Origin of the sequence: Cryobacterium sp. PH29-G1, assembly GCF_030063365.1 — a bacterium.
GTDB lineage: Bacteria > Actinomycetota > Actinomycetes > Actinomycetales > Microbacteriaceae > Cryobacterium.
In genome coordinates, this window is record NZ_JASISY010000010.1 from 66,946 (window position 1) to 79,811 (window position 12,866).

14 protein-coding genes are annotated in these 12,866 nt (G+C 64.1%); 8 read left to right on the forward strand and 6 right to left on the reverse strand.

Annotation, left to right across the window (positions count from 1 at the left end):
- Nucleotides 1-5: 5 nt before the first annotated feature.
- Nucleotides 6-1,046, reverse strand: coding sequence for a 4-hydroxy-3-methylbut-2-enyl diphosphate reductase (locus QMK22_RS12900; protein ID WP_283498106.1), 1,041 nt, complete (start codon nt 1,044-1,046; stop codon nt 6-8).
- 150 nt (nt 1,047-1,196) lie between these two features.
- Here QMK22_RS12900 and xseA point away from each other — a divergent pair, with 150 nt between their 5' ends.
- The 5 genes from xseA to QMK22_RS12925 are packed head-to-tail and all read left to right on the forward strand — an operon-like array spanning nt 1,197 to nt 5,483.
- A complete protein-coding gene (gene xseA / locus QMK22_RS12905; protein ID WP_283498052.1) occupies nt 1,197-2,426 on the forward strand; it encodes an exodeoxyribonuclease VII large subunit in 1,230 nt (409 codons plus the stop codon).
- 5 nt (nt 2,427-2,431) lie between these two features.
- Nucleotides 2,432-2,707, forward strand: coding sequence for an exodeoxyribonuclease VII small subunit (locus QMK22_RS12910; RefSeq protein WP_283498053.1), 276 nt, complete (start codon nt 2,432-2,434; stop codon nt 2,705-2,707).
- A complete protein-coding gene (locus QMK22_RS12915) occupies nt 2,704-3,357 on the forward strand; it encodes a DUF4245 domain-containing protein (protein WP_283498054.1) in 654 nt (217 codons plus the stop codon). Before QMK22_RS12910 ends, QMK22_RS12915 begins: the two co-directional genes overlap by 4 nt.
- A 47-nt stretch (nt 3,358-3,404) precedes the next feature.
- Entirely contained in the window at nt 3,405-4,004 is a 600-nt protein-coding gene (locus QMK22_RS12920; protein ID WP_283498055.1) for a carbonic anhydrase, read from the forward strand.
- Between the two features lie 54 nt (nt 4,005-4,058).
- Nucleotides 4,059-5,483: a class II fumarate hydratase gene (locus QMK22_RS12925; protein ID WP_283498056.1), complete on the forward strand. Its 1,425-nt coding sequence runs from the start codon at nt 4,059-4,061 to the stop codon at nt 5,481-5,483.
- Between the two features lie 572 nt (nt 5,484-6,055).
- Here QMK22_RS12925 and phoH2 read toward each other — a convergent pair.
- From phoH2 to QMK22_RS12940, 3 genes are all read right to left on the reverse strand, one after another.
- Entirely contained in the window at nt 6,056-7,411 is a 1,356-nt protein-coding gene (gene phoH2 / locus QMK22_RS12930) for an RNA 5'-3' helicase PhoH2 (RefSeq protein ID WP_502857678.1), read from the reverse strand.
- A gap of 259 nt (nt 7,412-7,670) precedes the next feature.
- Nucleotides 7,671-8,792 carry an aminotransferase class V-fold PLP-dependent enzyme gene (locus tag QMK22_RS12935; protein ID WP_283498057.1) on the reverse strand — a complete coding sequence of 374 codons (1,122 nt, stop codon included), beginning with the start codon at nt 8,790-8,792 and terminating at the stop codon, nt 7,671-7,673.
- Nucleotides 8,793-8,881: 89 nt separating this feature from the next.
- Nucleotides 8,882-9,667: an isoprenyl transferase gene (locus QMK22_RS12940; RefSeq protein ID WP_283498058.1), complete on the reverse strand. Its 786-nt coding sequence runs from the start codon at nt 9,665-9,667 to the stop codon at nt 8,882-8,884.
- Nucleotides 9,668-9,736: 69 nt separating this feature from the next.
- Here QMK22_RS12940 and trhA point away from each other — a divergent pair, with 69 nt between their 5' ends.
- Complete coding sequence (gene trhA, locus QMK22_RS12945; protein ID WP_283498059.1) at nt 9,737-10,438, forward strand: PAQR family membrane homeostasis protein TrhA; 702 nt, start codon at nt 9,737-9,739, stop codon at nt 10,436-10,438.
- A 14-nt stretch (nt 10,439-10,452) separates the two neighbouring features.
- On the opposite strand, the gene QMK22_RS12950 is transcribed toward trhA, so the two are convergent.
- Nucleotides 10,453-10,740, reverse strand: a complete 288-nt coding sequence (locus QMK22_RS12950) for a hypothetical protein (RefSeq protein WP_283498060.1) — start codon at nt 10,738-10,740, stop codon at nt 10,453-10,455.
- Nucleotides 10,737-11,603, reverse strand: a complete 867-nt coding sequence (gene mca / locus QMK22_RS12955; protein WP_283498061.1) for a mycothiol conjugate amidase Mca — start codon at nt 11,601-11,603, stop codon at nt 10,737-10,739. The genes QMK22_RS12950 and mca overlap by 4 nt, the downstream gene beginning before the upstream one ends.
- Before the next feature lie 184 nt (nt 11,604-11,787).
- On the opposite strand from mca, the gene QMK22_RS12960 reads away from it, so the two are divergent.
- Together QMK22_RS12960 and greA are read left to right on the forward strand one after the other, a co-directional pair.
- Nucleotides 11,788-12,174, forward strand: a complete 387-nt coding sequence (locus tag QMK22_RS12960; RefSeq protein WP_283498062.1) for a DUF4307 domain-containing protein — start codon at nt 11,788-11,790, stop codon at nt 12,172-12,174.
- A 97-nt stretch (nt 12,175-12,271) separates the two neighbouring features.
- On the forward strand, nt 12,272-12,763 hold the full coding sequence (gene greA / locus QMK22_RS12965) for a transcription elongation factor GreA (RefSeq protein ID WP_283498063.1): 492 nt from the start codon (nt 12,272-12,274) through the stop codon (nt 12,761-12,763).
- Nucleotides 12,764-12,866 lie beyond the last annotated feature (103 nt).

Consider the following 12,866-nt stretch of genomic DNA (forward strand, 5'->3'; position numbering starts at 1 on the left):
CCCGTCTACTCGGCTGCGGCGGCACGTCCACCGAAGGCACGGGCATCCGTTTCGCCCGAGAGGTCTTTGCGCAGTTCCTTGGGCAGCGAGAAAATCAGGTCTTCTTCAGCGGTCTTGATCTGCTGCACGTCGGTATACCCGGCGTCGGAGAGGGCCTCGAGGAGTTCGTCGACGAGTTCTTCGGGAACGGATGCTCCGCTGGTCACCCCGACGGTCGCCGCGTTGTCGAGCCACTCCTGTTTGACCTCGCTCGCGAAGTCGACGCGATACGCCGCTTTCGCGCCGTATTCCAGAGCGACCTCGACCAGACGCACCGAGTTGGACGAGTTGGCGGAACCGACCACGATCACCAGATCAGACTCACGAGCCACCTTTTTGATGGCGACCTGGCGATTCTGGGTGGCGTAACAAATGTCATCGCTCGGCGGATCCTGCAGGTTGGGAAAGCGAGCCCGCAGCCGGCGAACGGTCTCCATGGTTTCGTCAACGCTGAGCGTGGTCTGCGACAGCCAGACCACCCGGTCGGGGTCGGGCACCACAACGGTGTCGGCTTCCTCGGGGCTGCCGACGAGGGTGGTGTGTTCGGGAGCCTCACCGGCGGTGCCCTCGACCTCTTCGTGGCCTTCGTGACCGATCAGCAGAATCTGAAAATCGTCGCGCGCGAAGCGCACGGCCTCACGGTGCACCTTGGTGACGAGCGGGCAGGTGGCGTCGATGGCCTGCAGGCCGCGCTCTGCGGCGGCGTTGACGACGGCCGGCGAGACACCGTGGGCGCTGAACACGATGTGCGCGCCGTGCGGAACCTCATCGACCTCATCAACAAAGATGGCACCCAAATTCTCCAGCTCGGATACCACGTGGATGTTGTGCACGATCTGCTTGCGCACGTAAACCGGGGCGCCGTAGTGCTCCAGCGCCTTCTCGACAGCAATAACCGCGCGGTCGACCCCGGCGCAGTACCCACGCGGGGCGGCGAGCAGCACCCGCTTAGGTCCGACCACCGGGGTATCCTTAAGCCTGTTGCGGGCGCTGGGAATGCGCGGCATGCCCAAGCCGATAACGGGCTTCGCGCCCTGAGTGTGCGCGGTGTTCGTTTGCATGCTGGTGTTCACCGCCTCAGTCTACGCACGCACGACCGAAGAACTCTGGGAGGACCAGCCTGTGCCCCAAGCCAGCGCATCGCCGAGGAGAACGGCATGACGGACGCCCCGGCCACCGTCGAAACACCGTGGCCAGTCGCCTTACTCTCCAACAAGATTCGCGGGTATATCGAACGCCTCGGCATGGTTTGGGTTGAGGGTGAGATCACCCAATGGGGCGCGAGCGGCGGCAACGTCTACGGCAAGCTCAAGGACCTCTCCGAAGACGCCACCGTGAGTTTCACGATTTGGTCGTCGGTGCGCGCCAAGCTCACCGCTGATTTCAAGGCGGGAGACCGCGTCGTCGTTCTGGTCAAGCCCAATTTCTGGGTCAAGGGCGGCACCCTCACCATGCAGGCGTTCGAAATGCGCCACGTCGGTCTCGGCGATCTGCTCGAACGGTTGGAACGGCTGCGTAAACAGCTGGCAAGCGAGGGTCTGTTCGATGCCTCCCGCAAGAAGCGCCTGCCGTTTCTGCCGCACTGCATCGGCCTCGTCACCGGAAAAGATTCCGACGCCGAAAAGGATGTCCTCCGCAATGCCCAGCTGCGCTGGCCGGCCGTCAACTTTCGCGTCGCCCACGCCGCCGTGCAGGGTGATCGTGCCGTCGCTGAGGTGACAAGCGCCATCCAACGGCTCGATGCCGACCCAGAGGTCGATGTGATCATCGTGGCTCGTGGCGGTGGCGACTTTCAGAACCTGCTCACGTTCAGCGACGAGCGCCTGGTGCGCGCCGCGGCCGCCTGCGTCACCCCGCTGGTCAGTGCGATCGGGCATGAGGCTGACCGTCCGCTGCTCGACGATGTGGCCGATCTCCGGGCGTCTACCCCGACCGATGCCGCCAAGCGCGTCGTTCCCGACGTCAGCGACGAACTGAACCGGGTGCAGCAGGCCCGGGCCCGCCTGAGCAGCCGGCTCACCGGCATCCTCTCGTCGGAAATCGATCGAATCTCGCAGCTGCGCAGCCGTCCGGTGCTCGTCGACCCGCGCTGGATCATCGATTCCCGCAGCGAAGACCTCACCCGCTACGTCGCCCGCGGCGTTGAACTCACCGGGCGCATTCTCGAGCGGACCGGTGCCAATGTGGTGGAGCTGCGCTCCCAGCTGCGCGCCCTGTCACCGCAGGGCACCCTCGACCGTGGCTATGCCATCGCCCAACTGCCCGATGGCCAGGTGCTGCGCAGCGCCGACGATGCCCCGGACGGAACCGCACTGCTGCTCACCCTGGCCGGCGGAACGGTGCCCGTCACCGCAAACGTTGCCGTGCCCGCCACCGTGTCGAAATAATTAGAATGGAAGCCATGACCTCGCCTGCCCCCGCTATCAGTGAACTCAGCTACGAACAGGCTCGCGATGAACTCATTCGAGTCGTGAACGAGCTCGAGCAGGGTTCGAGCACCCTGGAGCAGTCCCTCGCGCTCTGGGAACGCGGCGAAGCGCTCGCTCGACGGTGCGAAGAATGGCTGATCGGTGCCAAGGCCCGACTCGATGCCGCACGCCTGGCCGCGACTGCGCCCGCTGCGGCCGACACCGGCGGCGACCCTGCCGACGGTATGCCCAGCAGATGAGCCGCGCCGTCAAGCCGCCGCGCGTCGTCGCCGAGCTCGGCCGGCCGGAGACCGCGCAGGAGACCGCCGATCGTCTGGCCGAGAACTCGCGCAAGTATCGGTCGCGCAAGACCGTCAACAACCTCGTGCTCTCGCTTCTGGTCACCGTTGCCGCCGTGCTCGTGCTCGTGCTTCTGGTGCCGCGCAACGACAACCCGATCAATCGCGACGTCGATTACGCCACCATTGCGTCCCAGCTGCAGCCGGTCGTCAAGCATGCCCTCGCCAGTCCCGAATTGCCCGATGGTTGGAGCGCCAACGACGCTGAGTGGCGGGCCGGCACCAACGGCCAGGTCCCGTCGTGGTACATCGGGCTGATCACGCCCGAGAACCAGTACATCGGCTTCAGCCAGGCCTTCGATGCCAATCCCACCTGGCTCGCGCAGAAACTACCCGACTCGCCCGTGGTCGACACCGTGACCATTGATGGCGTGATCTGGGACGTGTACCGTAACAGCGCGCAGCCCGCCGACCGGGGCAATTTTGACTACGCCCTCGTCACAACCGCCGGTGCCAGTACGTATGTGCTCATCGGCACGGCACCGACCGGAGACTTCGAAACTCTCGCCATCGCCCTGACCGCCAACGTAGCGGAGAATGCAGCAGAATGAACCGGACAACAACGCCTAATCCAACTCCAGCCGAGGCTTGGAACGAAATGCGCGAGGGAAATGTGCGCTTCGTCGCCGGCACCCCCCGGCACCGGCAGGACGTCGACCGGCGGGCCGAACTCGTCGGCCAACAGACTCCGCACGCCGCACTGTTCGGCTGCAGCGACTCCCGGCTCGCGGCCGAGATCATTTTCGATCAGGGCCTTGGCGATCTGTTCGTCGTGCGCAACGCCGGCCAGATCATTTCGGAGTCCGTGCTCGGCTCGCTCGAATACGCGGTCGCCGTATTGCACGTGCCGCTGATTCTCGTCCTCGGCCATGACGAGTGCGGCGCGGTGCGTGCTGCCATCGATTCTCAAACAGTGGATGCCCCGGCCCTGCCAGCGCACATCGCGCACGTTATCGAGAAGATCGTGCCGGCGGTGCGTCTGGTCAGCGGGGTGGAAGCATCCACTTTCGTGGACTCGACGCAGGTCGATGCCGGTCTGGTCGGGCGTGAACACCTCAAACACACGATCACAGAGCTGCTCGAGCAGTCCGAGGTGATCACCGCCGCCGTCGCAGAAGGTACATTGGCTATCGTCGGTGCGAACTACGTTCTGCGCGAAGGACACGCCGATCCTCACATCCAGGTGGGCATTCTTTAGGCCTTCCGCGCACCCGTTGCGCACAGTACGACTCTCATACAGCACCGAAAGGGAATGCACATAGTGGTGGACACCTCCGCAAACGCCGGCTACCGGATCGAACACGACACGATGGGTGAGGTCCGTGTTCCAACGGACGCACTCTACGGTGCCCAGACGCAGCGAGCAGTGGAGAACTTCCCGATCTCGGGCTCCACCCTCGAATCCGCGCAGATCGCGGCGCTGGCCCGCATCAAGAAGTCGGCAGCACTCGCCAACGCCCAGCTCGGCGTGCTCGATGCTGACATCGCTGACGCGATCGCCGCGGCCGCCGACGAGGTCATCACCGGCCAGTACGACACCGAATTTCCGATTGACGTCTACCAGACGGGCAGCGGAACCTCCTCGAATATGAACATGAACGAAGTCATCGCGACCCTCGCGACCCGTTCCCTCGGCCGTGCGGTGCACCCGAACGACCACGTCAACGCGAGCCAGTCCTCCAACGACGTGTTCCCCACCTCCGTTCACATCGCCGTCACGAGCGCCCTGATCGACGAGCTGATCCCCTCGCTCGACCACCTCGCCGTGTCGTTGGAGGCCAAGGCCGAACTGTGGAAAGAGGCCGTCAAGGCCGGTCGCACCCACCTGATGGATGCCACCCCGGTGACCCTGGGCCAGGAGTTCGGTGGCTATGCCCGCCAGATGCGCCTCGGTATCGAGCGCATCCGCACGGCACTCCCCCGCATCGCCGAGGTTCCGCTCGGCGGCACCGCGGTCGGCACCGGCATCAACACCCCGTATGGTTTTCCGCAACTCGTCATTGAACTTCTTGTGGCCGAAACCGAACTGCCGATCACCGAAGCACGCGACCACTTCGAAGCCCAGGCCAACCGCGACGGCCTCGTCGACGCCTCAGGCGCCCTGCGAACCATCGCCGTTTCGCTGACCAAGATCAGCAACGACCTGCGCTGGATGGGTTCCGGCCCCAACACCGGCTTCGGCGAAATTAACATTCCCGACCTGCAGCCCGGTTCCTCGATTATGCCCGGCAAGGTCAACCCGGTTATTCCGGAGGCCGTGCTCATGGTCTGCTCACGTGTCATCGGCAACGATGCCACGATCGCGTGGTCCGGCGCTTCGGGCTCGTTCGAGCTCAACGTCGGCATCCCGGTCATGGGAACCGCCCTGCTCGAGTCGATCCGTCTGCTGACCAACGCGACCCGCGTACTCGCCGACAAGACCGTTGACGGCCTCGTTGCCAACCTCGAGCACGCTCGTGCCCTGGCGGAGAAGTCGCCTTCCATCGTCACCCCGCTCAACCGCGTCATCGGCTACGAAGCGGCCGCCAAGGTGGCCAAGAAGGCCGTCGCTGAGGGACTCACCGTGCGTGAGGCCGTCATTGCACTCGGCCACGTCGAGCGCGGCGACCTCACGCTCGCCGAGCTCGACACCGCGCTCGACGTGCTGAGCATGACCCGCCCGCCGCAAAAGAAGTAACCCGCGCCGCACAACTGTCGAGTGTTGTCGTTGCGCCCCTTGAGGCCAACGCCAACACTCGACGTCCTTAATGTGTTGACGTCCCGGCAGTACCGCCCAAGCATTCGGGCGCACGCTGGCACGTGAGCCCAGGTTACGCAGAGTCCAGAGCGTCACGTCATCTGTCCTCGACGCGGGACCTGCGCCCGTGCGCGCACTGCGGTGGGCAGGGTCGAAACTCGCCGCGCGGGACTTGCGCCAGTGCGCAGGTGGTACGGTCTGGCCAGAAGTCCAGCGTCACGCGCCGCGCCGGATTTGCGCCCCTGCGCGCGAGGTGCGCCTCCCGCGCACTGGCGCAGATCCCGCGCCTCGTGAAGGTGGGGGATGCAGGGCAACATGCACCCACAAAGGCACCCGGTCGATAATGTTGGGCTCGACCAACGGGGGCAGGACGAGATCAGAAACTGCCGGTGCACATGACCCGAGCTGAGGAACGAATGCGCTGCCGTTCGGGGGTCGCCGACTGCGACGACCCGATCCCGACCGACGACCCGATCGACGACGCGATCACAGCCATCCGCTCCCCGATGCCCCTACATCACCTCGTTCCCTTCCAACATCTCCGTCACCAGCGCCGCGATCGCGCTGCGCTCCGACCGGGTCAGGGTCATGTGTGCGAACAACGGATGCCCCTTCAGCGTTTCAATGACGCTGGCCACACCGTCGAAGCGGCCGACGCGCAGGTTGTCGCGTTGGGCGACATCGTGGGTGAGCACCACCCGCGAGTTCTGACCGATGCGGCTGAGCACCGTCAGCAGCACGTTGCGTTCGAGCGACTGCGCCTCGTCGACGATCACGAAGGCATCGTGCAGGGACCGACCGCGAATATGGGTGAGCGGCAGCACCTCGAGGATGCCGCGCTCCATCACCTCCTCGACCACGTTTTCCGACACGATCGCACCGAGGGTGTCGAAGACCGCCTGCGCCCACGGCCCCATCTTCTCGCCCTGGTCACCGGGCAGAAAGCCGAGGTCCTGGCCGCCGACCGCGTACAGCGGGCGAAAGACCATGATCTTGCGGTACTGCTGGCGTTCCAGCACCGCCTCCAGGCCCGCACAGAGGGCCAGCGCCGACTTGCCGGTTCCGGCCCGTCCGCCGAGTGACAGGATGCCGATCTCCGGATCAAGCAGCAGGTCGATCGCCAGCCTCTGCTCGGCTGACCGGCCGTGGAGTCCGAAGACGTCACGATCGCCGCGCACGAGCTTGAGGGTGCCTCGGCTGGTTACCCGGCCGAGTGCTGATCCGCGGTCGGAGTGAATGACCAGGCCCGTGTTGATGGGCATGTCCTGCACCGTGCGGGAATCGAGCGTCTCTTTGTCGTAGAGCACGCTCATCTGCTCGGCGCTGAGGGTGATCTCGTCCATTCCGGTCCAACCCGAATCGACGGCGAGTTCGTGCCGGTATTCATCGGCAGCCAGGCCGAGGGACGCGGCCTTCACCCGCAGGGGCAGGTCTTTGGAGACGACCGTCACGGTCATTCCGTCGTTGGCCAGGTTGAGGGCCACGGCGAGAATGCGCGAGTCGTTGTCGCCCAGCTGAAGCCCGGACGGCAACACCGACATGTTGGAGTGGTTGAGTTCCACCCGCAAGCTGCCGCCCTCGCCGACCGGAATCGGAAAGTCGAGGCGCTCATGCTTGAGCCTCAGTTCGTCGAGGTTGCGCAGCGCCTGTCGGGCGAAATAACCGATCTCCGGGTCGTTGCGCTTGGACTCGAGCTCGCTGATCACCACCACGGGCAACACAACGGCGTGCTCGGCAAAGCTGAAAATCGCTTTCGGATCTGACAAAAGTACCGAGGTGTCCAACACAAAGGTGCGCTCGGTTTGCGAAGCGGATGTCTCCACCCGATCAGTCGCGTTGGCGTCGGTTCGATTAGCGTTCACAACCACTCCCACCCTGCGTCGTGAGACGCGGATCACGTTGGCGAGCTGGCCATCAAGCATTCTCGAGCCGTACTTATATGGCCGTCTCGATCAGGTGCCGTACCTGATGCAAGTGACGCTACGACGTACGGGCGCAAAAAGGAACCCGACACGCCCACGGAATTCTGACGTTCATCTGGCGTTGGGGCAGACGTCGAGTTCACCGTCACCGGTGCTGAGGCCTTCGTCTCGTACCTGTCCTGGCACAAGTCGTGGCTGGTAGTGCCTAGTACGTCGCGGCGAGCGTGTAGGCGGTCAGAGCGCCTCTCAGCATGGTCACCGTGTCGGGATCGAGGGCCGCGTGCACGCACAGACGCACGGTGGTGCCGCGGGTGGTCGCGGTGATGCCGTGGTTGTGCAGACTCGCCACGAGAGTGGTCAGCAGCTCCGCTGGCGGCTCGAGCACCACGATGCCTGCCCGCTCGCCGGCATCTCGCGGCGAGACAACGTCAATGACGAATTCATCGACGAGTTCAAGGATGCGCGAAACGTTGTCGTTCATGGCGGCCTGGATGACGTCAACGCCGACATCGGCGGTCTGCTCCAGAGCTGCAGCGAACCGAGCCTGGGCGATGCTGTCGCCGTTGGTCATGCGAAAGGCCCGGGCACCGTGGCTCGGCGCGGTGACCTCATCCCACGGGTCGTCGGTGTCGGTGCCGACGTGGCCGGAATACACCGGCACGAGGCGTTCCAGCGCCCGCTCACTCAGGGCGACAAAACCGGTGCCCCAGCCGGCTCTGGTCCATTTCTGGCCGCCCGAGGCCACGACATCCGCGGCCTCGTACGCGGCGTCGACCACGCCGAAGCCCTGGATCGCGTCGACGATGAGCAGTCGATCGCCGATCACTTGACGGATGCCGTCAAGATCGGTGCGATACCCCGTGCGGGAATCGACCAGGCTGACCGCAACGGCCGCGACGGCCGGGGTGATCTGATCACGGATCTGGCCGGGGGTGACGCGGCCGTGATCGGTCTCCAACCAGAGCGGGGTGACCACGTGCAGGGCCTCGGCAGCACGCACCACGGCAAACGGAATGCTCGGAAATTCCCCGGCCGACAGCAGCACGGTGCCGGTCAGGCCGAACATGGCCTGCATCAGACCGGAACTGGTATTGGGCTGCAGCACGATCTGATCGGGCAGGAAACCGGTGAGCTCGGACACTGCGGTTCGAGCTCGCAGGTCTTGTTCGACGAGGTGGTCCAGGCTGCCGTACCGGGCTCGGGAGAGCACCTCGGTCTGGCCAAGAGTCTCCGCCACGACGACCTCGGAGAGTGGGCCGACCCGACCGAAATCGAGGTATCCGGGTTCGTCCCGAAAGCCGTCGGTGAAGCTCTGGAGCGAATTCATGCGCGGTCCAATCGATTGTCAATCACATACTGCCCCAGTTGGTCGCATCCCACCCGTTCTCGGCCCGTCCGGGCGCTTCCACGTACCGGTCAGCCGCCGAAACGCCGCTGGCGACGGGAAAAATCACGCAGAGCCCGCAGAAAATCGATCTGCCGCAGGTCAGGCCCGAGGGCCTCCACAAAGTAGAACTCGCTGTGCGCGCTCTGCCACAACATGAAATCGCTCAGCCGCTGCTCGCCCGAGGTACGAATGACCAGGTCGGGGTCGGGCTGACCGCCGGTATACAGGTGTTGTCCGATCAGTTCGGGCGTGAGCGTCTCCGCGAGGTCCTCCAGGCTGCCGCCGTGAGCGTGGTGGGAGGCCACGATGCTGCGCATCGCATCGGTGATCTCGGTGCGTCCGCCGTAGCCGACCGCGAGGTTCACGTGCAGTCCCGTACGGTCGCTCGTGCGGGCATCCGCTGCGTCGAGGGCTGCCACGAGAGGAAGGGGCAGCCCGGCCTTCGACCCCACCTGCTGCACCCGCCAATCGCGATAGTGAGAGAGCTCCTCGGCGAGATCGGCGATGATTTCGATCAGATCGGCGAGTTCTTCACTCGGGCGTTGCGTGAGGTTGTCTGCGGAGAGCAGATACAGGGTCACGACCGAGATTCCGAGGTCGTCACACCACTCCAGGAATTCGCGCATCTTGGCAGCGCCGGCCCGGTGCCCGTGTGCGGCGTTCTGAAAGCCGAGCTGCCGGGCCCAGCGCCGGTTGCCGTCGATGATCATGGCGACGTGTCGGGGAAGGTGTTCCGGCGTGAGCCCGCGCCGCAGTCGGCGCTGGTACAGCCTGTAGAGGAGGCCTTGCGCTGAGGGGACTTGGGGTTTCTGCACACAGTTACGCTAGTCCACTCCGACGAGCGTTCGGGGCAAGCTGGCCGTTCGCTGTCGTATCCTTGCACCATGGCCACCGAGCACGATATCCCTAATTTGCCATTGATCGAGGCCGCTGACGCCCATCCGGAGGATATAAAACCGACGTGGCGCGGTTGGATTCACGCCGGAACTTTTCCGGTGACCATCGTGGCCGGTATCGTACTGCTGGTACTGGCTGAGGGGCCGGCAGCAAAGATCAGCTCGGCCGTTTTCGTGCTCAGTTCGATGCTGCTCTTCGGTAATTCCGCGCTCTATCACCGCTTCAATTGGCAGCCGCGCACTCGAATCATGCTCAAACGCATCGACCACGCCAATATTTTTCTGCTGATCGCCGGATCGTACACACCGATCACCGTGCTCGCGTTGCCGCCGGAAAAAGCGACGCTGCTGCTCTGGCTGGTTTGGGGCGGAGCCGGACTCGGCATCCTCTTTCGGGTGTTCTGGATCCACGCCCCGCGCTGGTTGTATGTGCCGCTCTATTTACTGCTCGGCTACGGTGCGTTGCTGTTCATCGTGGATTTCTTTCACGCCAACGCCACGATGATGACCCTCATTCTGGTCGGCGGTCTCTGCTACACGGTCGGTGCAGTAATTTACGGCCTGAAGAAGCCCAACCCGATTCCGGGTGTGTTCGGCTTTCACGAGATCTTCCACACCCTCACGGTCGTGGCATTCCTGTGTCATTTCGTCGCGATCTTGCTGATCGCCACGCATCCGCTCTACCCGTAGCGGGCGAACCGCAACTATTCGGGCTTGGCGGACCGCTCGGTCGGCTGGTCCGGGTGCGTGCTTGTGGGATCAGCAGCATCCGTCGCCGCGTCGCGCTCGGCCATTTCGGCGGCCAGCCGGGCGGTGATCTCCGCGCGATAGGTGGTGCGGCGGATGCGACGCACCAGGTCGATGCCCAGCAGCAGGGTCGCCGCTCCTACCAGGAAGATGGCGATGAATCCGACGACTCCCGGCGAGACGGTATTCGGGTCGAACTCGGGCTCGGGCGTGGCGGCGAGCACAACGGTGATCAGCGGGATCATTCGTCGTCCTGGATTCCGGCGAAGAGATCGGATTCGGGCATTGCGGACTCTACTTTCGATTCGACGAGTTGAAAGTCTTCGTAGGGCCAGGCCTCGCGAACGAGGTCATTGGGCCAGAAGAAGAAGCTGCTCTCGGGTGACACCTGGCTGGCGTGCGCGCGGAGGGCGGCATCACGCGCCTCCAGAAACTCGCCTGCGGGCACGTGGGTGGTGGCCAGAGCCGGGTAGTTCTTCATCCATTCGCGCGCTTCACCGAGCGGTTCCAGCAACGGCGAGTCCGGCTCCTTCACGCTGAGCGCCAGATACATCGCGTCGATGCGCTCCAGGTTGAAGATGCGGTCGTAATACAGCTTGTCGATCTGCCAGGGAGCACCCGAATTGGGGTAGCGATCCGGGTCTGCGGCCGCGCGAAACGCTTCGAGGGAGACCTCGTGGCAGCGAATGTGGTCGGGGTGCGGGTAGCCGCCATTTTCGTCGTAGGTGATCATGACCTGGGGCCGAAACTCCCGCACGATCGTGACGAGCGGTTCGGTTGAATACTCCACCGGAATGTCAGCGAATGAGTTTGCCGGCACCGACTTGTCTTCGTTCATGCCGGAATCCTCAAAACCGAGCCAGCGGTGCTGCACTCCGAGGGCCTGCTGAGCACCCCGCATCTCCAGGCGGCGCAGGCCGGCGATGTCGCGTTCGGCCATGGCATTACCCGTGAGGGCCGGGTTCAGAATGCTGCCCCGCTCACCGCCGGTGCAGCTCACAACGAGCACCTCAGCGCCGAGGCTGCGGTAGTACGCGTACGTCGCCGCGCCCTTGCTCGATTCGTCGTCAGGGTGTGCATGCACAGCCAACAGTCGCAGCGTCACCATACTCCTCAGGAATGCCGGATAACCTTAGGCCAGATAACCTAGAGACCAGCCTAATCGCTCCATGGAAAGTGTGAAATCACCTGTGCCCGTAAATAGCACTCCCAGCGGAGTTCCGCGCAGCGTAGAACCGTTTCGCCTCGATGAATCTTCGTCGACAAAAGCGCCGGCGCCGATCGAGAGCCCCGTGATTGCCTCACGCTATGGGCGCACCCTCGACCATAAGCGCCGGGACCGTCGAATTCTGTGGGGTCTCGGCGGTATTTTTGTGTTGGTGATGGGTGCCTGGGTGCTGTGGACCGGGCTGGACGGGGCGTCCACGCAAATCGAGGCGCGCGACATTGGGCACACCATCATCGATGCGCACAGTGTGAGCGTCACGTTCGAGGTGTCGCTTCCGCCCAATCGCCCGGCGAGTTGCGCGGTGCAGGCCCTCAACGAGAGCTATTCTGTGGTCGGTTGGAAGATCATCGATCTGCCGCCGTCAACGCTCTACACCCGGTCATTTACCGAGCTTTTACGCACCACAGACTTGAGCAACACGGGTTTGATTTACCAGTGCTGGCTGACCTAAACTGACGTATTCGCCTCGACATTCGTCGGGGCGTCGACTATATCCGCGCGGCCTCAACCGGCCTTTCTGCGCCTGAGCGTAATAAAGGAGATGACTCGTGGCAACCGAAACAACGGTCACCTGGCTAACTCAGGAGGCCCATGACCGCCTCGCCGAGGAACTGGCAACACTGAGCAACTTCGGCCGCGGCGACATCGCGAAGAAGATCGAATCGGCCCGGGAAGAAGGCGACCTCAAAGAGAACGCCGGCTACCACGCGGCGAAAGAGGAGCAGGGCAAGATGGAGGCGCGCATTCGCACCCTCACCGCCCTGCTGCGCACCGCTGAGGTCGGTCACGCCCCCGAGAGCAACGGCGTCGTCGTTCCCGGCACCGTCATCACCGCCACGATCGCCGGCGACGAGAGCCGTTTTCTCATCGGCAGCCGCGAGATCGGCGCCAACAGTGACCTGGACGTGTTCAGCGAGCAGAGCCCGCTCGGTGCGGCGATCATCGGTCTCAAGGTGGGCGCGAAGACCAGCTACACCACACCGAACGGCAAGGAAATCACCGTGCAGATCTCCAACGTGGAGACTTTCACTGGAGCTTGACCTTTACGGAGTGCCTCCCGGCCGGCGGCTAGTACGAATTTGTCGTACTAGCCGCACTCTCGGGTGAGCCGCACTGTAGTGTAGGGCGGCGTATCGTCGCGCG